At 58.4% G+C, this 19667-nt stretch carries 19 protein-coding genes; 10 read left to right on the forward strand and 9 right to left on the reverse strand.

The annotated features are described in order from the left end of the window. The first annotated feature begins 43 nt into the window (after nt 1-43). The 3 genes from rpoN (at nt 44) to ptsN (ending at nt 2954) form a co-directional block, all read left to right on the forward strand. Nucleotides 44-1594, forward strand: a complete 1551-nt coding sequence (gene rpoN, locus T18_RS07540; protein ID WP_038489650.1) for an RNA polymerase factor sigma-54 — start codon at nt 44-46, stop codon at nt 1592-1594. A gap of 234 nt (nt 1595-1828) precedes the next feature. Further along, nucleotides 1829-2410 (forward strand): ribosome hibernation-promoting factor, HPF/YfiA family, encoded by a 582-nt coding sequence (gene hpf, locus T18_RS07545; protein WP_038489647.1) that lies wholly within the window; start codon nt 1829-1831, stop codon nt 2408-2410. Between the two features lie 82 nt (nt 2411-2492). After that, on the forward strand, nt 2493-2954 hold the full coding sequence (ptsN, locus tag T18_RS07550; protein WP_003493488.1) for a PTS IIA-like nitrogen regulatory protein PtsN: 462 nt from the start codon (nt 2493-2495) through the stop codon (nt 2952-2954). A gap of 130 nt (nt 2955-3084) precedes the next feature. Here ptsN and grpE read toward each other — a convergent pair whose 3' ends face one another. Both grpE and hrcA read right to left on the reverse strand, forming a co-directional pair. Continuing rightward, nucleotides 3085-3720, reverse strand: a complete 636-nt coding sequence (grpE, locus tag T18_RS07555) for a nucleotide exchange factor GrpE (protein WP_003514756.1) — start codon at nt 3718-3720, stop codon at nt 3085-3087. Nucleotides 3721-3833: 113 nt separating this feature from the next. Further along, complete coding sequence (gene hrcA / locus T18_RS07560; RefSeq protein ID WP_003514754.1) at nt 3834-4925, reverse strand: heat-inducible transcriptional repressor HrcA; 1092 nt, start codon at nt 4923-4925, stop codon at nt 3834-3836. 136 nt (nt 4926-5061) lie between these two features. Here hrcA and rph point away from each other — a divergent pair, with 136 nt between their 5' ends. From rph to hemW, 3 genes are read left to right on the forward strand one after another with little or no spacing between them, the layout of a single operon-like run. Then, nucleotides 5062-5778 (forward strand): ribonuclease PH, encoded by a 717-nt coding sequence (rph, locus tag T18_RS07565; protein ID WP_003514752.1) that lies wholly within the window; start codon nt 5062-5064, stop codon nt 5776-5778. A gap of 17 nt (nt 5779-5795) precedes the next feature. After that, the gene (gene rdgB / locus T18_RS07570) at nt 5796-6440 is read left to right on the forward strand and encodes an RdgB/HAM1 family non-canonical purine NTP pyrophosphatase (RefSeq protein ID WP_003514751.1); all 645 of its coding nucleotides are present in this window, start codon (nt 5796-5798) and stop codon (nt 6438-6440) included. Between the two features lie 5 nt (nt 6441-6445). Then, entirely contained in the window at nt 6446-7645 is a 1200-nt protein-coding gene (hemW, locus tag T18_RS07575) for a radical SAM family heme chaperone HemW (RefSeq protein ID WP_003514749.1), read from the forward strand. Between the two features lie 74 nt (nt 7646-7719). Here hemW and dnaA read toward each other — a convergent pair whose 3' ends face one another. From dnaA to mutM, 4 genes are all read right to left on the reverse strand, one after another. After that, nucleotides 7720-9183, reverse strand: a complete 1464-nt coding sequence (gene dnaA, locus T18_RS07580) for a chromosomal replication initiator protein DnaA (protein WP_233284928.1) — start codon at nt 9181-9183, stop codon at nt 7720-7722. A gap of 871 nt (nt 9184-10054) precedes the next feature. Beyond that, nucleotides 10055-10321: a 30S ribosomal protein S20 gene (rpsT, locus tag T18_RS07585; protein ID WP_003493474.1), complete on the reverse strand. Its 267-nt coding sequence runs from the start codon at nt 10319-10321 to the stop codon at nt 10055-10057. 194 nt (nt 10322-10515) lie between these two features. Next, the gene (locus tag T18_RS07590) at nt 10516-11289 is read right to left on the reverse strand and encodes an enoyl-CoA hydratase (RefSeq protein ID WP_003514743.1); all 774 of its coding nucleotides are present in this window, start codon (nt 11287-11289) and stop codon (nt 10516-10518) included. A gap of 31 nt (nt 11290-11320) precedes the next feature. Next, the gene (gene mutM, locus T18_RS07595) at nt 11321-12223 is read right to left on the reverse strand and encodes a bifunctional DNA-formamidopyrimidine glycosylase/DNA-(apurinic or apyrimidinic site) lyase (protein ID WP_038489643.1); all 903 of its coding nucleotides are present in this window, start codon (nt 12221-12223) and stop codon (nt 11321-11323) included. Nucleotides 12224-12366: 143 nt separating this feature from the next. On the opposite strand from mutM, the gene ubiE reads away from it, so the two are divergent. The 3 genes from ubiE (at nt 12367) to T18_RS07610 (ending at nt 15832) form a co-directional block, all read left to right on the forward strand. Then, nucleotides 12367-13143, forward strand: a complete 777-nt coding sequence (gene ubiE, locus T18_RS07600; RefSeq protein WP_038489640.1) for a bifunctional demethylmenaquinone methyltransferase/2-methoxy-6-polyprenyl-1,4-benzoquinol methylase UbiE — start codon at nt 12367-12369, stop codon at nt 13141-13143. 36 nt (nt 13144-13179) lie between these two features. Then, nucleotides 13180-14754: a 2-polyprenylphenol 6-hydroxylase gene (ubiB, locus tag T18_RS07605; RefSeq protein WP_019564439.1), complete on the forward strand. Its 1575-nt coding sequence runs from the start codon at nt 13180-13182 to the stop codon at nt 14752-14754. A 163-nt stretch (nt 14755-14917) separates the two neighbouring features. Further along, the gene (locus tag T18_RS07610; RefSeq protein WP_038492657.1) at nt 14918-15832 is read left to right on the forward strand and encodes a sterol desaturase family protein; all 915 of its coding nucleotides are present in this window, start codon (nt 14918-14920) and stop codon (nt 15830-15832) included. A gap of 23 nt (nt 15833-15855) precedes the next feature. On the opposite strand, the gene T18_RS07615 is transcribed toward T18_RS07610, so the two are convergent. From T18_RS07615 to T18_RS07625, 3 genes are all read right to left on the reverse strand, one after another. Continuing rightward, complete coding sequence (locus tag T18_RS07615) at nt 15856-16215, reverse strand: MmcQ/YjbR family DNA-binding protein (RefSeq protein WP_038489636.1); 360 nt, start codon at nt 16213-16215, stop codon at nt 15856-15858. Next, complete coding sequence (gene coaBC, locus T18_RS07620) at nt 16212-17417, reverse strand: bifunctional phosphopantothenoylcysteine decarboxylase/phosphopantothenate--cysteine ligase CoaBC (RefSeq protein WP_038489634.1); 1206 nt, start codon at nt 17415-17417, stop codon at nt 16212-16214. Before coaBC ends, T18_RS07615 begins: the two co-directional genes overlap by 4 nt. Nucleotides 17418-17487: 70 nt before the next feature. Continuing rightward, nucleotides 17488-19071, reverse strand: coding sequence for a peptide chain release factor 3 (locus tag T18_RS07625; protein WP_003514729.1), 1584 nt, complete (start codon nt 19069-19071; stop codon nt 17488-17490). Between the two features lie 90 nt (nt 19072-19161). On the opposite strand from T18_RS07625, the gene dut reads away from it, so the two are divergent. After that, complete coding sequence (gene dut / locus T18_RS07630) at nt 19162-19632, forward strand: dUTP diphosphatase (RefSeq protein ID WP_038489632.1); 471 nt, start codon at nt 19162-19164, stop codon at nt 19630-19632. Nucleotides 19633-19667 lie beyond the last annotated feature (35 nt).

A 19667-nucleotide genomic window follows, 5' to 3' on the forward strand; every position in this document is an offset into this window, starting at 1 on the left:
TTTGTGGCGACGAAGAAGCTGTAAGGGGAGTTTCGCGTCCGCCATGGCATTATCTGCCAGCCTTTTGCTGCGTCAAAACCAGTCTCTCGTGATGACACCGCAACTGATGCAGTCCATCCAGCTGCTTCAGATGACGCATTTCGAACTGACGCAGTTCATCGCGCAGGAGGTGGAGCGCAATCCTTTGCTTGAAATTGCGGCAAACGACGGCGATTTGAGCAGCGATAGCCCTGTTGATGCGGAGAATTTCGGCGATGCCGACAGCGAAGGGTCCGACAAGTCCGCGCCGGTAACGGCCGACAGCGACGACTGGTACGGCGATCGCGCGGCAAATCTCGGCGAACAGCTCGACACCAGCTTCGAAAATGTCTTTCCTGACGATACCGAACCCAGAAAGCCCGACGCACCCGAACTGGCGGGGCAGTGGAAATCCATGCCCGGGCAGGAGTCAGGCGAGAGTTACGATCTCGACGACTTCGTTGCCGCGAAACAGACCCTCGCCGACCATCTCAATCAGCAATTGCCTCTCGCCATATCCTCTGTGGAAGACAGGATGATCGCCGATGCGCTGATCGGCCAGCTCGACGAGACCGGATATATCGCCGTAGATGCCGTCGAAGACGTCGCTGAACGGCTGGGGGCGGCGCCTTCGGCAGTGGAGCGCATTCTGGAGACGCTTCAGGGCTTTGATCCTCCCGGCGTGTTTTCCCGCTCGCTGAGCGAATGTCTGGCGATCCAGCTTGCCCAGAAGGACAGGCTTGATCCGGCAATGCGGGCTTTTATCGACAATCTGGAGCTTCTGGCGAAACGGGATTTCGCTTCTCTAAAAAAACTCTGCGGCGTGGATGAGGAAGACCTTCTCGACATGCTGGCGGAAATCCGCACGCTCAATCCGCGTCCGGGCGCTGGTTACGATTCGACCGTTTCCGAGACAATCGTTCCTGATATCATCATTCGCCCCTCCTCTGCCGGCGGCTGGCTTGTGGAAATCAACCCCGAGACCCTGCCGCGCGTGCTCATCAACCAGACCTATTTCGCAGAGGTTTCAAGGCACAAGTCGCGTGAGGGAGAGGATCAGGATTTCCTTTCCGAATGCATGCAGACGGCCCATTGGCTGACCCGCAGCCTCGACCAGCGCGCTAGAACGATCATGAAGGTGGCGACCGAAATCGTGCGCCAGCAGGACGCCTTTCTCGTCAATGGCGTGGACCACCTGCGCCCGCTGAACCTCAAGACGGTGGCCGACGCCATCAAGATGCACGAATCCACCGTCAGCCGGGTGACGTCGAAAAAATACATGCTGACGCCGCGCGGCCTGTTCGAGCTGAAGTATTTCTTCAGTGTTTCCATCAGCTCGGTGGAAGGCGGTGACAGCCATTCTGCAGAAGCGGTGCGTCACCGCATCAAGGCGATGATCGCGCAGGAGGCCGCCGACGCAGTGCTTTCCGATGACGATATCGTCGATAATCTGAAAAAGAGTGGTATCGATCTTGCCCGCCGCACCGTGGCCAAATATCGCGAGGCGATGAACATCCCATCCTCCGTTCAGAGACGGCGCGAGAAGAAGGCCCTGGCCAGACTGTCGGCGTTCTGAGCGGTGGCGCTGGTCACGTTTTCAGGGCTTTCCAGCCGCACCATTGACTCTTGCTACGGCAAGGGCTAGAAGCCCGCCGCACACGTAAGCAAGGTCATTTGTAACGGATTCATCTCCGCCGTCCATGGGCGTAAAATTCGAATGGGGGCTTTTAAAGGCCTTCGAAACGCTTGGATGCGCGCGCGGCTTGACGTAAGCTGGTACTCGCAAATCACTACAAAAAGGAAATTTTCCATGAGTGTGCGTGTATCTGGTAAACATATGGAGATCGGCGAATCTTTCCGGCAGCGGATTGAGGACAATATAGGTCTGGCAGTTACCAAATACTTCGATGGGGGGTATTCAGGCCAAGTGACCGTAGAGAAGTCCGGATCGCGTTTTGCAGCCGATTGCAAACTGCATCTCGATACGGGCGTTGTATTGCATGCGGCGGGTCAGGCAAATGATCCGCAAGCGAGTTTCGATGCCGCCGCCGAGCGTATCGAGAAGCGCCTGCGTCGCTACAAACGGAAGCTGAAGGACCATCACCACAATGGTTCCGCGGCGAACGGCGCGATGTCGGAAATCTCCTATACGGTAATGGATGCTGTCCCCGATGAGGACCACGAGGTTCCGGAAGACTACGCACCCACGATCGTTGCGGAAAGTTCGAAACAGATAAAGACGATGTCCGTCGCCAGCGCCGTGATGGCGCTCGACATGACGGACGAACCGGTTCTGCTGTTCCGCAGCCCCGGCAAGGAATATCTCAACATCGTCTACCGACGACATGACGGCAATATTGGCTGGATCGACGCGGAAACGATCAAGAGCTGAACAGTCTGACAAGACATGGGAGGCAGAGCGCGAAAGCGTATCTGCCTCCTGCATCGTCTCGATGGCATGAAGGAAAAAGAGAATGGCGTTGGCAGATTTGCTGCAACAAGATGCGATTATTCCCGCCCTCAAGGTGAATTCCAAAAAGCAATTGCTTCAGGAGCTGGCCGCAAAGGCAGCCAGAATTACCGGAGTCTCGGAACGGGAAGTTTTCGACGTCATCCTCCAGCGTGAGAAACTCGGCTCCACCGGTGTGGGGCACGGCATTGCCATTCCGCATGGCAAGCTGAGCAGCATCCATCAGATCACCGGCGTCTTCGCACGTCTTGAAACACCTGTTGATTTCGAGGCGCTGGATGACCAGCCGGTCGATCTGGTTTTCCTGCTGCTTGCACCCGAAGGCGCCGGCGCGGATCATCTGAAGGCGCTATCGAGAATTGCCCGAGCTTTGCGCGACCCCGAGCTGGTGGCCAAGCTGCGTGCCACCGATTCCGACACGGCAATCTACGCCTTCCTCAATCAGGAGCAGGCGACCGCTGCCTGATCAAAGGCTGCCGACGGTCCTTTCCATGGACAAAAAAACGCGCCCTTGAGGCGCGTTTTTTATTGGAGCATTTCAAACAAAAGCGCGTCCCGGTTTTTATATCCGGACGCGCTTTAGATGAGGGAATGCCTCACGCATCCTTCTCGTTGACGGAGGCGGTGCCCGGCTCGGGCGCTGCGGCGGTCTCCACCTTCGGGCCACCCTTTGAGACGCCAACCATGGCGGGGCGCAGCACCCGGTCACCGATGGTGAAACCGGCCTGAACCACCTGCAGTACCGTGTTGTTCGGAACTGCTGTGTTCGGAATTTCGAACATCGCCTGGTGGAAATTCGGATCGAATTTCTGGCCTTCCGCATCGATCTTTTTGACGCCATGGCGCTCCAGCGTCGAGAGCATCGAGCGCTCCGTCATCTCGACACCTTCGATCAGGCCGTTGAGACCGGCTTCGCCATTGGTCTTGAGTTCGTCAGGAATGGCTTCAAGAGCGCGGCGAAGATTGTCGGAAACGGCAAGCATGTCGCGCGCGAAAGCGGCGAGAGAATAGGCCTTCGCATCCTTGACTTCGCGCTCGGTGCGGCGACGAAGATTGTCCATTTCTGCTGCAAGACGCAGGAACTTGTCGCGCAGATCGGCATTTTCGGCCCTGAGCAGTTCGATCGGATCGGGCTCGGCAGCTTCCGCCGTCTCTTCCCCTGTAAATGCGGGTTCGACAAACTCTTCGGCGACGTCCGCGTCAGGTCCGGGCTTTTTCGTATCGTCGGTCATGACGTTCTCCAGATTTGAATATTGTTGGTTGCGCCCGATATCGAGGTTTGAAGGGCAAAAATCAAGGCTTGCGGCGAAAAGCTTGCCGCATTCTCTAACCTTGCGGGCTTGTCCTATCTCTGCTTTCGGGAAAGGCGGGCCATAATTTGTGCGGTGTAGTCCACCATAGGCACGATACGGGCGTAATTGAGCCTCGTGGGACCGATGACGCCGACGGCACCCACAACGCGATTTTCCTCATCCCGATAAGGTGCCACGATCAGTGACGAGCCTGACAGCGAGAAGAGCTTGTTTTCCGAGCCGATGAAAATCCTGACGCCTGAGCCACTTTCCGCAAGGTTGAGGATCTCGATGAGGTTTTCCTTGCGCTCCAGATCGTCGAACAGCAGGCGCACACGATCGATATCTTCCTCACCGGCCAGACCTTCCAGCAGGTTGGAGCGTCCGCGGACGATGAGGCGGCCGAGCTTGCCCTCTTCATTGTCGCCCGCCCATATGGCGAGACCCCGTTCGATGAGGTCCTGCGCGAGCGTGCCGAGTTCCGACTGCAATTCGGCACGCTGCGTCTGAAACTGGCCCCGCAGTTCCTGCAGCGTCTGCCCGGAAAGATGGGCATTGATGAAATTTGCCGCCTCTGTCAATTGCGATGACGAAATGCCGACCGGCAATTCGATGATACGGTTTTCGACCTGATTGTGGTCCCCCACCAGCACGGCAAGCGCCTTGGTGGGCTCCAGCCGGATGAATTCAACGTGCTTGAGAATGACGTCGCTCTTGGCCGTCAGCACCAGGCCGGCACCGCGCGACATGCCTGAAAGCATGCGGCTTGCCTCCGTCAGCAACCCTTCCAGCGATTGCTCGTGGCCGGCGACTGGACCGATCTGGCGGTCGATACTGGCTCTCTCATCGGCGGGCAGATCGCCCACCTGCATGAATGCGTCCACGAAGAAGCGCAGCCCCGTCTGGGTGGGCAGTCGCCCGGCGCTGATATGCGGCGAATAGATGAGACCGAGTTCCTCGAGATCGCTCATGACGTTGCGAACGGAGGCCGGTGAAAGCGACATCGGCAACAGCCGCGACAGGCTGCGCGACCCCAAGGGTTCGCCGGTGTCGAGATAGCCTTCGACGATGCGCCGGAAAATCTCCCGCGACCGTTCATCCAGCAACGATGCCTGATCTTTTGAAAGCGGTGCGGAAAAGCCCATATCATCCGTTCTTTATCGTCAAAACTCTGTCCGTACCAATATAATGCGTTGCACCGCTGCGGCAAAATGGAAATTGGCTTTGCAAAACCCCGGGGCGCGCCTTAGAAGGCAGGAACCAACATGGAGAGTGGATCATATGCGGCCTTCAGGCAGAAAAACCGATCAGATGCGCAAGGTTTCCTTCGAGCGCAATTTCTCGAAACATGCCGAAGGTTCCTGTCTGGTCAAATTCGGTGATACGCATGTGCTCGTCACCGCAAGCCTTGAGGAAAAGACGCCACCGTGGCTGCGCAACAGCGGCAAGGGCTGGGTCACCGCCGAATACGGCATGCTGCCGCGTTCCACCCATGAGCGGATGAAACGCGAGGCCTCAGCCGGCAAGCAGGGCGGACGCACGCAGGAAATCCAGCGCCTCATCGGCCGCTCGCTGCGTGCAGTGGTCGACCTGCAGGCGCTTGGCGAGCGCCAGATCAGCATCGACTGCGACGTCATTCAGGCCGATGGCGGCACGCGCACGGCTTCCATCACCGGCGCATGGATCGCCCTGCATGATTGCCTGAAGTGGATGGAAACTCGCAACATGATCAAGGTCGAGAAGGTCCTGAAAGACCATATCGCCGCGATCTCCTGCGGCATCTTTGCAAAACAGCCGGTCATCGATCTCGATTATCTCGAGGATTCCTCCGCCGAGACCGATGCGAATTTCGTCATCACCGGCTCCGGCGGCATCGTCGAGGTGCAGGGAACCGCGGAAGGTGCCCCCTTCTCCGAAGAGGAATTCCTGACGCTGCTCGGTCTTGCAAAGGCCGGATGCAGCGAACTGGTGGCCCTTCAGAAACAGGCAATAGCCTGAGCCGACAGGAAAACGTCATGCGCAAGCTCGATACCAGAACGATCGTTGTCGCCAGCCACAACAAGGGCAAGATCGCCGAAATCGCCGACCTGATCGGGCCTTTCGGCTTTTCAGCCAAATCGGCTGCGGAGCTGAACTTCGTGGAGCCGGACGAGACAGGCACCACCTTTGAGGAAAATGCTGCCATCAAGGCGCTTGCGTCTGCGAAGGCGTCCGGCCTGCCGGCTCTGTCTGACGATTCCGGTCTGGTCATCGATGCGCTGGATGGCGCGCCGGGCGTTTACACCGCCAATTGGGCGGAAACGGCTGACGGTACGCGCGACTTCGCCATGGCCATGCAGAAGGTCGAGGATGCGCTTGCCGAACGCGGTGCAACGAAGCCGGAAGACCGCACGGGCCGCTTCGTCAGCGTGCTGTGCCTTGCCTGGCCGGACGGGCATGTCGAATATTTTCGCGGCGAGGTGGAAGGCACGGTGGCGTGGCCACCGCGCGGAACAAGCGGTTTCGGCTATGACCCGATCTTCAAACCGGAAGGTTACGACACCACATTCGGTGAAATGACCGCAGACGAAAAACACGGCTGGAAGCACGGCGATGCGTTTGCGCTCTCCCACCGTGCCCGCGCGTTCAAAAAATTCGTCGAAACCTGTCTGGAGGCATGAACCCGATGACCGGGGAGCACCAACTTTCTGCCCCCGGCGCGTCGCTTCTGCCGGATACGGGCGATCCCGGTTTCGGGATCTATCTGCACTGGCCCTTCTGTGCGGCCAAATGCCCCTATTGCGATTTCAACAGCCATGTCCGCCACCGCCCGGTGGATCAGGAACGGTTCACTGCGGCGTTCCTCAGCGAAATGGCAAAGATGCGGGCGCTCAGCGGTCCGCGTGTCGTTACCAGCATTTTCATGGGCGGCGGCACACCTTCGCTGATGGACCCGCAGACCGTAGGCGCGCTTCTTGATGGCGTTTCGCGCTTCTGGCATGTACCTGATGGTATCGAGATCACCATGGAGGCTAATCCTTCAAGCGTCGAGGCGGAGCGGTTTCGCGGTTACCGGGCAGCCGGCGTCAATCGCGTCTCGCTCGGCGTCCAGGCGCTGAACGACCGGGACCTGAAGTTCCTTGGCCGTCTGCATGATGTTGCCGATGCGCTTAAAGCCATCCGTCTGGCGCGGGAGATTTTTCCGCGCATGTCCTTCGATCTGATTTACGCCCGCCCGAACCAGACGGTGGCCGAATGGGACGCTGAGCTGAAGGAAGCCGTCTCCTACGCCGTCGACCATCTGTCGCTCTATCAGCTCACTATCGAGGAAGGCACGCCGTTCTACGGGCTGCACAAGGCTGGCAAGCTGATCGTACCGGATGGAGAGCATTCGGCGGTGCTTTATGAAGCGACGCAGGAAATCACCGAGCGTTACGGCATGCCGGCGTACGAGGTTTCCAATCACGCCCGCCCCGGTGCGGAAAGCCGCCATAACCTGACCTATTGGCGTTATGGCGATTATGCCGGTATTGGACCCGGTGCGCATGGACGCCTGACCAATGGCGCTTCCAAGCTCGCCACCGTCACCGAGCGCCATCCCGAAACCTGGCTCGAGACCGTCGAGCGTGAAGGCCACGGCATGGTCGATCAGGAGCTTCTCGGCGTCGACGAACAGGCAGACGAATTGCTGCTGATGGGCCTTCGCCTGCGCGAAGGCATTGATCTTGCTCGCTGGAGCGATCTCTCCGGCCGCGAGCTCGACCCGGAGAAAGAGGAATTCCTGCTGCAACACGGCTTCGTGGAACGGATCGGCAATTCCCGCCTGCGCTGCACTCCTTCCGGCATGCTTATTCTGGATGCCGTGGTCGCCGATCTCGCCTGCTGACCGGCAGCCTGCCTGGTCCTGAGCCAATCAACAACCGAGAAACCAATAAAAAAGCGGCCCGAAGGCCGCTTTTTTCATGCGTTGTTTTCGTTGATAAGGCGCTTCAGCAGCTCAACCTCGTGGCCGAGCTTGGTGTCGCCGGAAATCAGATCCTCGATCTTGCGCACCGCGTGAAGAACCGTGGTGTGGTCGCGACCGCCGAAACGGCGACCGATCTCGGGAAATGAGCGCGGTGTCAGCATCTTGGCCAGATACATGGCGATCTGGCGCGGCTTGACGATGACGCGGGTGCGACGGTTGGAAACCAGCTCCTGCCGCGACACATTATAATGCCTGGCGACGATGCGCTGAATATCCTCGATACGGACGCGCTTGGCCTCCCCACTGCCGACGAGGTGCGACAGCAACTCATCGACACGGTCAACCGAGAGGTTCGGCTCGAAAGAGCGTCGGAACATCAGCTGGTTGAAGGCGCCTTCAAGCTCGCGTCCGCTCGCTGTCACGCTTTTGGCCACATGGGTCAGTATTTCGTCCGAAATCTCGAAAGACGGATCGTCCTGACGCGCAGAACCCATGCGACGGTTGAGCATTTCGTAGCGCATGTCGTAATCGGGACCTTCGATCTCGATAGCCATGCCACCCTGAAGGCGCGAACGGACACGCGGATCAAGCGATTCCAGCTCCCACGGCGCGCGGTCAGCGGCCACGACTACCTGCTTGGCGCTGTCGAGCAGCATGTTCAACAGGTGGCAGAATTCGTGCTGGATCATCTTGCCCTGCAGGAACTGCATGTCGTCGATGACAAGAAGGTCGATATTTCGCAGGGTGTCCTTCAGCGTCAGCGCATCATTGTCGCGGATCGCGGTCGCAAAACGCCACATGAAGTATTCGGCCGTCAGATAGACCACACGCGGGTTGCGCGGACTGTCGATGGCGGCATTGGCAATCGCCTGCAGAAGGTGTGTCTTGCCAAGCCCGACACCCGCATGAATGAACAGCGGATTGAAGCGCACAGCACCGGCACCCGCTTCAGCGATCGTCTTTGCCGCCGCAAGCGCGACGCGGTTGGACGAGCCCTCGACAAAAGTGTCAAAGGTGAAACGTGTATCGAGCGGCGAACCGAACAGCGGCCCGGAGCTACCCTGCCGCAGCGTCGCCTGCGCCGCCGCAGGCTGTGCAGAAGGTGCTGTCGCCGGCTGCGACGGAATGAAGGACTTGTTGCGCGCAACCACGCCCATGTCCTGAACGGGCTGCACCCGTTCCTCGACCTGCGCGGGGCGGGCCGGGCGGCTGGCGGAGCGGACAAGAATTTCCACCTTCAGCACGTCCGGATCCTCGCTTTGGACGAGACTGGTGATCAGATCCATATAACGGTTGTTGATCCAGGACTTCAGAAAGGTCGTCGGAACGGTAAAACGGACGACGCTTTTCGAAACGGTGTGGAGTTTGAGCCGTGCAAACCAGCTTGCATAGACCTCGGGACCAACCTGTGCCTTCAGCCGCGCGCTAAAACGTTCAAACAGCGCATCGTGCTTCATTGCCGATTTATCCCCTGCCGCTTCTGAGCAAGCTGCATCACGAGCCTGTGGTGCGCGGTCCCCATCGGCCACCGCACCCATCGCCAAATTCAATTGCATATTGCCGCCTTTCAAATTGCCAATCATAGCCTGACGATCAAAAAACGATCGCCAGAGATCCCCCTCGTATTATTTCCCGCCTCCAGCACTCCCCTCGAAAGAGTGTCAAAGACTACTACTTGTTTGCGAGCCGGTTATCCCATTTCCCTCCCCTTCATGGAGAGGCCTGCGACACGCTAAAAACGCTCCTTTCGCTACAACTGTAAGGCGCATTCTTAAGGACAAAAAGCTCCAGCCCGTTCCGAGACCGAAACGGCACAAAAAGCTCAATGACCTGAGAAAACGGACCTCGAAAGGCCCGCCAGCAAGAAGGTGAATATCGTCGATACGATCATCGAGATAATCTGTGGACTGAGATCCGCACCCCTTGTTGAAATGCATTTAGGCAGGATCGTGGGGAGAGATCAATGGCGTTTTTTCTGCAAAAACTCAGATCGACCATTGACTCGCAATGGTCGTTTTGCATCACCGGCAAGGTCCGAAGCAGAATCGCTTATGAATCAATGAGATTCAATTTTGGCATTTTTCGATAGCCCGTTTTGGCAAAAAAATAAAAATCTTCTTGACTCAAAACTGGCTGCGACTTCCGTAGAGAAAGCTTCCCATTTTTCGGGAGACCTCCGGCAATCCATTGTTTTTATTCAGTTTTTCTTGTCGCTCATCTGACACGCGTTTGTCACGTTACGGCAGGAATGATTAACGTAGGGTTAGAATCACAAAAAGCCCGGTCAAAAGACCAGGCTTTTTGAATAGTTAATTGTGATTAGCCGGATTAGGCGGAAAGAGCCTTAACGCGCTGGGCAAGACGCGACACCTTACGGGATGCCGTGTTGCCATGCAGAACGCCACGCGTCGCTGCGCGCTGGATCTCAGGCTGAGCTGCCTTCAGAGCTTCGGTGGCTACTGCCAGATCGCCCGAAGCGATAGCTTCCTCGACCTTGCGGATGAAGCCGCGAACGCGCGAACGGCGAGCCTTGTTGACTGCGGTACGGCGAGCGATCTTGCGGGTCGCCTTTTTCGCCGAAGTTGTATTGGCCATGTATGCCTCTCTTCGAATTCAAACCAAATTCCGCAACCAGAGGATCGGGTCGTTCGAAGACCTCACTTAACCCAAGAATGCGGGAGTAATTTCGGACAAGCCGGATGGCTTTCCTTAACCGTGGGCGGGCATATACCGCTAAAGCGTACGCCCGTCAACGCGCAAATGGCGGAAAACGCCGATATTCCGAATCCTTAGCGATTCCGGAAAGCGGGTTTGCGCTTTTCAACGAAGGCCGCCATGCCCTCCTTCTGATCCGCTGTTGCAAAGAGCGACTGAAAGGATCGCCTTTCATATCTCAGCCCTTCCGAAAGAGGAACCTCGAAGGAGCGATTGACGCTTTCCTTGGCCATGAGAACGGAAGCGCGAGACAGCGAGGCGATGCGCGTGGCAGCATCCACCGCCTCATCCATGAGATTTGCCGCGGGGACGATCCGCGAAACGAGGCCGGCGCGCTCTGCCTCGGCCGCATCCATCATGCGGCCGGTCAGAACCAGATCCATCGCCTTCGCCTTGCCCACCGCCCGCGTCAGCCGTTGCGAGCCGCCCATGCCGGGAATGACGCCAAGCGTGATTTCCGGCTGGCCGAATTTCGCCGTGTCCGAAGCGATGATGAAATCGCACATCATTGCCAGTTCACACCCGCCGCCCAGCGCAAAGCCGGAGACTGCGGCAATAACCGGCTTGCGGGTCGATGCGACCTCGTCCCAGCCGCCGAGAAAGTCGCCGACATAGGCATCGACAAAATCCAGCCCCTGCATTTCCTTGATGTCCGCGCCAGCGGCAAACGCCTTTTCCGAACCCGTTATAATGATCGCGCCGATGGAATCGTCAGCAGAGAACGAGGAGAGAATGTGCCGCAGCTCCTTCAGAAGCACCGAATTGAGGGCGTTGAGCGCCTTGGGCCGGTTGAGCGTGATGACGCCCACCTCGTCGCGCTTCTCGACCAGTATCGTTTCATAATCCACGGCAGTCTCCCTCGCCATTATTCCGCCTCAGCTACTTCTGGCAGGCCGCGCAATAAAAGGTCGAACGACCGGCCTGCACTATCCTTTCAACCGTACCCCCGCAGCCGGGTGTACGGCAAGGCTGGCCTTCCTGATCGTAGACTGAAAAGGAATGCTGGAAATAACCGAGCGTTCCGTCCGTCTGTATATGGTCGCGCAGGGAAGAGCCGCCGGCGGCGATTGCGTCCGCGATCACGTCCCGGATCTTCTCCGTGAGATTGATGAGCTGCGGCTTCGGCTCTCCGGTTTTGGTCACCAGCGTTCCCGCCGCCCGCAAAGGCGAGAGATGGGCACGCCACAGCGCCTCACAGACATAGATATTGCCAAGGCCCGCAATGACCTTCTGGTCCAGCAGCGTGCTTTTTAACGGCTGGCTTTTACCCTGGAACCGGCTCGCGAGATAATCCGCGCTCAGCGCGTTGCCGGTCGGTTCCGGTCCCAGCTCCGCAAAAGCGGGGTAGAGGTCGAGCTTGTTGCGCTCCACCAGATGCATGAAGCCGAAGCGGCGCGGGTCATTATAGATGACGCAGATGCGCTCTTCGCCCTTATCCAGATGAAAGACGACATGATCGTGCTTGCCGTCCTTCGAGCGGGCATAATGAAACGCGCCGGGCGCGTTCCTATTTCCTGCCTCATCCGCCGCCGCCTCGATACGGAACGAGCCGGACATTCCAAGATGGGCAACGATCGTCAGCCCGTCTTCCAGCTCTATCAAGAGATACTTCGCCCTGCGCCCGAGCGATATGATCGTCCTGCCCTCGATCAGGCGCGCGAAGTCCTCCGGGAACGGAAAGCGCAGATCGGGACGGCCAAGATGGAGCTTGCGGATTCTTGCCCCTTCCATGGTGGGCGCGAGGCCGCGTCTAACGGTTTCGACTTCTGGCAATTCTGGCATCTGGCTTATCCGGCAGTTTATCGTTAGGACCATGTGGTCTATACAATGCACGCGAAATGTCGCGCCCAGGCGATGCGGCAACAGATAGCGTCGCCATGGCGTTTCCGCTATGGTCCGCCACGCAATTAATATGGAGACAGACGATGACCGACGCCCGTACCACTGCCCAAGGCGGCATGGAAACGTCCTATGGCTTCCACAAAGTGGACGAAGGCAAAAAGCAGGGGCTGGTCAACGATGTCTTCCACAAGGTGGCCAAGCGCTACGACATTATGAACGACGTGATGTCGGCCGGCCTGCACCGGCTGTGGAAGGACGCCATGGTGTCCTCGCTTTCACCACGCAAGGATGCCTCTTACAAGGTGCTTGACGTAGCTGGTGGCACCGGCGATATCGCTTTCCGCATCGTGGAAGCCTCCAACCGTCTGGCGCATGCCACCGTTCTCGATATCAACGGCTCGATGCTTGCCGTTGGCGAGGAGCGCGCGGCAAAACGAAAGCTCTCCGACAATCTGACCTTCGTTGAAGCCAATGCCGAGGAGCTGCCCTTCGAGGCGAACAGCTTCGACGCCTATACGGTCGCCTTCGGCATTCGCAACGTACCGCGCATCGACGTTGCGCTGAAAGAAGCCTACCGCGTGCTGAAACGTGGCGGGCGACTGCTGGTGCTGGAATTTTCCGAGGTGGAAATGCCGCTACTCGACCGCGTCTATGATGCATGGTCGTTCAACGCCATTCCGCAATTCGGCAAGATGATCACCGGGGATGCCGAGCCCTATCAATATCTGGTCGAGTCTATCCGCAAATTCCCCAATCAGGAGGATTTCGCGACGATGATCCGCTCCGCCGGCTTTTCGCGCGTGACCTATACAAATTACACCGGCGGTATCGCCGCCCTGCATTCCGGCTGGAAGCTTTAAGACCATGCCCGGCAAAAGCAGGAGACAAGCATAAGCATGAGCACTTTGGGCGCATATTTCCGCCTCGCAAGGGTTGGCTGGGTTCTCGTGCGCGAAGGCGTCGTGCTGGCCTTGCCATCCGATGACCTTCCTGCCTCCGCGCAAGTGATGAAGGCATTGCTGAAGCCATTCGCCCGCAGCAAGGCCAAGCGGGCGCAGCGTAGCGACCGGCTAGCGGTAGCTGTCGAGCGGCTTGGCCCGTCCTATGTGAAGATGGGACAGTTTCTGGCCACAAGGCCGGATGTGGTCGGCGCCGACTTCGCCGACGATCTTGCGAGCCTGCAGGACCGCATGGCATTTTTCCCCGCAGCCGCGGCCAAGGCTAACATCGAAGGTTCGCTCGGGCGGTCTGTTTCGGAACTCTACAGGGAGTTTGGCGATCCGATCGCCGCCGCTTCCATCGCCCAGGTTCACCCGGCGATAGTGGATACGCCGAAAGGGCCGCGCAAGGTCGCCGTCAAGGTCATTCGCCCCGGCGTTCGCCAGCGCTTCCAGAACGATCTGGAGGCGATGTATCTGATCGCCGACCTGCAACAGCGTTTCGTCCGCTCTGCCCGCCGCCTGCGGCCGGTGGAAGTCACTCGCACGCTGGAACAGACAACCAAGATCGAGATGGATCTGCGGCTTGAGGCCGCCGCCCTTTCCGAACTTGCCGAAAATACCAAAGAAGACCCCGGATTCCGCGTTCCGGAGGTAGATTGGGAACGCACCGGCCGCGATGTCGTCACCATGGAATGGATCGACGGCGTCAAGATGTCGGATATTGAGGGGCTGAAGGCTGCCGGCCACGATCTGAACAAGCTGGCTGATACCCTCATCCAGTCCTTCCTGCGGCACACGTTGCGCGACGGCTTTTTCCATGCCGACATGCACCCCGGCAATCTCTTTGTCGATCCGCAGGGCATGATCGTAGCCGTGGATATGGGCATTGCCGGGCGGCTGGGCAAAAAAGAACGCAGGTTCCTTGCCGAAATCCTCTACGGCTTCATCACCCGCGATTATATGCGCGTCGCGGAAGTGCATTTCGAGGCCGGTTATGTGCCGGGCCATCACGATAAAGCCAGCTTTGCGCAGGCGATCCGCGCCATCGGCGAACCGATCCACGGCCAGCCGGCCGAGACGATCTCCATGGGCAAGTTGCTGACGCTGCTGTTCGAAGTTACCGAGCTCTTCGACATGGAAACGCGCCCGGAACTGGTGATGCTGCAAAAGACCATGGTGGTGGTGGAAGGCGTATCCCGCATGCTCAATCCGCGTTTCAACATGTGGAAAGCGGCCGATCCGGTCGTCAGCGGCTGGATAAGGGACAATCTTGGCCCGAAACGCATTGTCACCGATCTGAAGGACGGCGTGAAGGCGGCTCTCAAGCTTGCGGAAGCGGCACCCGAGATCGCTGCCAAGACGGAGAAGCTGCATTCCGACCTGGTGTATATGAGCGAGAACGGCCTGCGTTTCGACGCCCAGACGGCGGAAGCGATCGGCAAGGCGGAAGCGCGCCACACCAAATGGGGCCGGGCGGCGCTCTGGGTGATTGCGCTCACGCTTCTCTATATCGCGATCAGGATCAGCTAAACGATACTCAAACTCGGCGCTCACGCCGGTGCGGCACACTTTTGAACCGAAAATCGCCGGTCTTCCAGTTCGATGGATGCGTACCATGCTGCTGCAACATATCGAGGATAATGACCTGATCTTGATTGAAAGTTAAATGATTGCCGGACGGGAATTGAGATTGATGGCAAAAAATGAAGCCGTAAAACGGGTCCTTACCTATTGCTCGTGGCCCATGGTGTTTTTTCTCGGTCTTACCGGGGCTTATTTCGCTTTTTCGAGTGAGCATCCAATCGCCACATTCCTCGCCGTCTACGCGGGTGCGGTGGCCAGCCTGTTTCTTCTTGAGCGTTACATTCCCTATGAGACGGAATGGCTTCAATCTGATGGTGAAACCGTCAACAATATCGCCCACACGCTCTTGACCAAGGGGCTTGTTCAGCTTGCTGCCACGGCAGCGGTGCTCTTTCCAATGCTGACCGCCATTTTTCTGCAACCTTTGGCGGCCATGAAATTCGACCTGTGGCCTTCTCAGTTGCCGATGGTTGTTCAGGTCACGCTCGCCCTAATGATCGCTGAATTCGGTCTCTACTGGGCGCACCGTATCGCCCATGAAACGGTGTTCTTCTGGCGTTTTCACGCGCTTCATCACAGCGTTGTCCGCCTTTGGGTCGTCAATACGGGCCGTTTTCATGTGGCCGACTCGCTGTTCAAGATCGCGCTCAGCCAGATTCCGCTTTATCTCATGGGCGCGCCGTTGCAGGTGCTCTGGTGGCTCGCGGCTGTGACCGCCTTCATCGGCATTCTGACCCATTGCAATGTGGATATGAAAACCGGGCCTCTGGACTACGTGTTCAGTACGCCCCGGCTGCACCGTTGGCACCACTCCAAAGAGCTGCCTGAGGGAAATACCAATTATGGCGAGAACCTTGTCATTTTCGACCAGTTGTTCGGCAGCTATTTCAATCCCGATCGCCCTTCCTCGACCAACATCGGCATCAAGGGAGAAATCGCAAAGGGCTTTCTGCCACAGCTTTTTCAGCCTTTCACTAAAGAAGGGGTTCGCCAGATCATCGGGCGAAACACGAAAGAAAATTGAAGGGATTGGCGACAATGCCGCCGTCAGGCCGGGAGAACTCCCAGTTCGACCCGCAGCTTCTTCGTCAGCCCTGCGGCAACGAGTTCATAGGAGCGGCGGACATAGTGTTCCAGCTCCTCTTGCTCCAGCGGTGAATGATCGGAGATCGATATCCATTTGCGCTTGGCGAAATAAGGTGCCTGATGGATGCCTTCCAGCGAGGTGAGGATTTCGAAGCTTTCCTCCGAACATTTCACCACAAGCCGCCAGTCGTCACGTTCACCCAAAACGGAAAAGATCTTGTCTCCGACCTTGGCAACGTGGGAATCCCACTGATCGACAAAACGGACGCCCGGCCATTCTCCGAGCACCCTGTCGAATGTCTTGCGATCGAAAAGGCTCATGCGAGTTTCTCCGCGATAAGGGCCGCCAGACGTTTGGCGACTTCGGCCTTGTCCATATCAGGCCAGGCATCGATACCCTCATTCGAAATGATCTTCACGCTGTTGCGGTCTCCGCCCATGATGCCGGTTTCCGCCGAAACATCATTGGCAACGATATAATCCGCTCCCTTGCGCTCCAGTTTGGCCCGGCCGTTTTTCTCGACATCCTGCGTCTCGGCGGCGAAACCCACCACCAGCTTCGGGCGCTTTTCGTGGTGGCCGACGGTTTTGAGAATATCGGGGTTTTCCATAAGTTGCAGCGCAGGCGGGGCATCGCCCGGCTGCTTTTTGATCTTCTGCTCCGAAGAACCCGCCACCCGCCAGTCGGCGACAGCGGCAACCATAACGGCGATATCCACCGGCAGCCTTGAAATCACCGCATCGCGCATCTCCTCGGCACGCTCGACATGGACCGTTGCAACGCCCGCCGGATCGGCAATCGTGACGGGACCCGAGACCAGCGTTACCTCCGCACCCAATTCCGCAAGCGCAGCTGCGATGGCATGGCCCTGCTTGCCGGAGGAGCGGTTGGCGATGTAACGCACCGGATCGATCGGCTCATGGGTGGGGCCGGAGGTAACGATCGCCGTTCTGCCTTTTAAAGGCTTCGGCCCGCCATCCAGCAAAGCCTCGACGCCTTGGACGATCTGCAAAGGCTCCGCCATACGACCAAGACCAGCCTCGCCCTTTTCCGCCATTTCGCCTGCCATAGGGCCGATGAAAAACACGCCGTCTTTTTTTAGCGTTTCGACATTGCGCGCCGTTGGCTTTGCCGACCACATTTTCGGGTTCATGGCAGGTGCGACCAGCACCTTCCGATCGGTCGCCAGAAGGATCGTGGAGGCAAGATCATCAGCCAGACCATTCGCCATCTTCGCCATCAGATCAGCGGTGGCGGGCGCGACCAGCACGAGGTCGCATTCGCGTGCGAGCCGGATATGCCCGACATCCTGCTCGTCCTGCCTCGAAAAAAGCTCGGTGAAGACGTGGGTGGCGGACAGTGCGCCAACAGCAAGCGGAGTGACGAATTCCTGTGCGCCCTTCGTCATGACTGGCGTCACCTTCGCGCCGCGCTCTTTCAGACGGCGGATGAGGTCGAGGCTCTTATAGGCCGCGATGCCGCCGGAGATGATGAGGAGAATATGTTTGCCTGAAAGCGTCATGATGCCGGACCAGTTTCCCGTTTAACCGGGAAACTAAGCCCTTGGCATTCAAAGTGCAATCCGGCTGATATCACGCCGCCTTGGCAACGTGATATTCCTTGATCGCGACCATCTTGATCGCCGGAAACCGCTCGGATTCATACCGCAGCGAGAAGGCATCCTGCGCCAGAAACACCGGATCGCCATCCAGATCGCGGGCGATATCGCCGCGCTTGACGTTGAGGAACTTGTCCATTTCCGCCGGCTGATCGGACGAGATCCAGCGGCAGACGGAAAAGCGAGACATTTCAAACGAGACCGGCAGGCCATATTCGCCCATCAACCGTTCCTTCAACACATCGAGCTGCAGCGCGCCGACAACGCCGACGATGGCGGGCGAGCCGTCTTCTGGCGAAAAGAGCTGCACGACACCTTCTTCCGCCATCTGCTGCAAAGCTTCCTTCAGCTTCTTCGCCTTCATCGCGTCTTCCAAGCGCACGCGGCGCAGAATTTCCGGCGAGAAGTTCGGCACGCCCTGGAATACGAGGTTTTCACCCTCGGTCAGCGTATCACCGATGCGCAGCGTGCCGTGGTTGGGAATGCCGACCACATCGCCCGCAAAGGCGGTATCGGCCAGCTGGCGCTGTGACGCGAAGAAGAATTGCGGTGCGGTCAGCCCCATGAGCTTGCCGGTGCGCGACAGCCGCGCCTTCATGCCGCGCTCCAGCTTGCCGGAGCAGATGCGGGCAAAGGCGATGCGGTCGCGATGGTTGGGATCCATATTGGCCTGAATCTTGAACACGAAGGCCGTCATCTTGTCTTCCGCCGCATGCACGGTGCGGGTATCCGCCACCTGATCGCGCGGCGGCGGGGCGAAATCACCCAGCGCATTGATGAGGTCGCGCACACCGAAATTGCGCAGCGCCGAACCGAAGAATACCGGCGTCATGTGACCTTCCAGGAACGCCTGACGGTCGAAGGGGCGGCAGGCTTCCAGAGCCAGTTCCGTTTCCTCGATAAAGACCTTGCGCTCATTTTCCGGCAGACGATCGGCGACAGCCTGAGGGCCGTTGACCGAAAGGCCATCCACCTGCGTGTCGTTGCCACGAAAGGTGTTTTCAGCAAGATTGTAAGCGCCACAGAAGCTCTTCGCCCGGCCGACCGGCCAGGTGATCGGCGCGGTATCGAGCGCAAGCTTTTCCTCGACCTCATCCAGAATCTCGAAGGGATCGCGGCTTTCGCGGTCCATCTTGTTGATGAAGGTGATGATCGGAATATCGCGCATGCGGCAAACTTCGAAAAGCTTCAGCGTGCGCGGCTCGATACCCTTGGCGGCATCGATGACCATGATCGCCGCATCCACCGCCGTCAGCGTGCGGTAGGTGTCATCGGCAAAGTCTTCGTGGCCGGGCGTATCGAGGATGTTGAAGACGCGGTCGTTATATTCGAAGGTCATGACCGAAGTGACGACCGAAATGCCGCGCTCGCGCTCGATCTTCATCCAGTCCGAACGGGTCTGGATGCGATCCTTCTTCGCCTTCACCTCACCGGCAAGCTGGATCGCTCCGCCGAACAGCAGCAGTTTTTCCGTAAGCGTGGTCTTACCCGCGTCCGGGTGCGCAATAATAGCAAAGGTGCGGCGGCGGGAGACCGCCTCGGCAAGTGTTTCGGCCATCTGACAAATCCTGTGGAATTGCGGGGTATCTAGCGTTTCAGGCCCGCATTTGCAATTGACCTTGCCGCGATCTCGGCAAACTAATGCCGCATGACCGTTCAAAATGATAATCGACCCCTCCTCCGGCTTGTGCGTCTCGCCAATGGCGCAGACCTCGAATTGCCTTCCTATGAAACCCGTGGCGCCGCCGGAATGGACCTGCGCGCCGCAGTGCCGGCCGATGAACCGCTGACTTTGCAGCCGGGCGAACGGGCGCTGGTGCCGACCGGTTTCGTCTTCGAGGTTCCGCAAGGCTATGAGGCGCAAATCCGTCCGCGCTCCGGCCTCGCCATCAAGAACGGCATCACCTGCCTCAATTCCCCCGGCACGGTGGACAGCGACTATCGCGGCGAAGTGAAGGTCATTCTCGCCAATCTGGGGCAGGCCGATTTTGTCATCGAGCGCGGCATGCGCATCGCACAGATGGTGATTGCACCAGTTACGCAGGTGACAGTCAGCGAAGTGACCGAAACATCCGAGACGGCACGCGGTGCCGGTGGTTTCGGCTCCACGGGGCTTTGACCAGCCCCCTTTATGGGCGATTGTTTTCACCCCTG

Source organism: Rhizobium sp. TBD182, assembly GCF_001950375.1.
Taxonomy (GTDB): domain Bacteria; phylum Pseudomonadota; class Alphaproteobacteria; order Rhizobiales; family Rhizobiaceae; genus Agrobacterium; species Agrobacterium tumefaciens.

Excerpts from the sequence above, each read along its gene's own strand:
- rpoN (WP_038489650.1), top strand. The coding sequence starts at position 44 with ATGGCATTATCTGCCAGCCTTTTGCTGCGTCAAAACCAGTCTCTCGTG.
- hpf (WP_038489647.1), top strand. The coding sequence starts at position 1,829 with ATGAGTGTGCGTGTATCTGGTAAACATATGGAGATCGGCGAATCTTTC.
- ptsN (WP_003493488.1), top strand. The coding sequence starts at position 2,493 with ATGGCGTTGGCAGATTTGCTGCAACAAGATGCGATTATTCCCGCCCTC.
- grpE (WP_003514756.1), bottom strand. The coding sequence starts at position 3,720 with ATGACCGACGATACGAAAAAGCCCGGACCTGACGCGGACGTCGCCGAA.
- hrcA (WP_003514754.1), bottom strand. The coding sequence starts at position 4,925 with ATGGGCTTTTCCGCACCGCTTTCAAAAGATCAGGCATCGTTGCTGGAT.
- rph (WP_003514752.1), top strand. The coding sequence starts at position 5,062 with ATGCGGCCTTCAGGCAGAAAAACCGATCAGATGCGCAAGGTTTCCTTC.
- rdgB (WP_003514751.1), top strand. The coding sequence starts at position 5,796 with ATGCGCAAGCTCGATACCAGAACGATCGTTGTCGCCAGCCACAACAAG.
- hemW (WP_003514749.1), top strand. The coding sequence starts at position 6,446 with ATGACCGGGGAGCACCAACTTTCTGCCCCCGGCGCGTCGCTTCTGCCG.
- dnaA (WP_233284928.1), bottom strand. The coding sequence starts at position 9,183 with ATGAAGCACGATGCGCTGTTTGAACGTTTTAGCGCGCGGCTGAAGGCA.
- rpsT (WP_003493474.1), bottom strand. The coding sequence starts at position 10,321 with ATGGCCAATACAACTTCGGCGAAAAAGGCGACCCGCAAGATCGCTCGC.
- mutM (WP_038489643.1), bottom strand. The coding sequence starts at position 12,223 with ATGCCAGAATTGCCAGAAGTCGAAACCGTTAGACGCGGCCTCGCGCCC.
- ubiE (WP_038489640.1), top strand. The coding sequence starts at position 12,367 with ATGACCGACGCCCGTACCACTGCCCAAGGCGGCATGGAAACGTCCTAT.
- ubiB (WP_019564439.1), top strand. The coding sequence starts at position 13,180 with ATGAGCACTTTGGGCGCATATTTCCGCCTCGCAAGGGTTGGCTGGGTT.
- T18_RS07610 (WP_038492657.1), top strand. The coding sequence starts at position 14,918 with ATGGCAAAAAATGAAGCCGTAAAACGGGTCCTTACCTATTGCTCGTGG.
- T18_RS07615 (WP_038489636.1), bottom strand. The coding sequence starts at position 16,215 with ATGAGCCTTTTCGATCGCAAGACATTCGACAGGGTGCTCGGAGAATGG.
- coaBC (WP_038489634.1), bottom strand. The coding sequence starts at position 17,417 with ATGACGCTTTCAGGCAAACATATTCTCCTCATCATCTCCGGCGGCATC.
- T18_RS07625 (WP_003514729.1), bottom strand. The coding sequence starts at position 19,071 with ATGGCCGAAACACTTGCCGAGGCGGTCTCCCGCCGCCGCACCTTTGCT.
- dut (WP_038489632.1), top strand. The coding sequence starts at position 19,162 with ATGACCGTTCAAAATGATAATCGACCCCTCCTCCGGCTTGTGCGTCTC.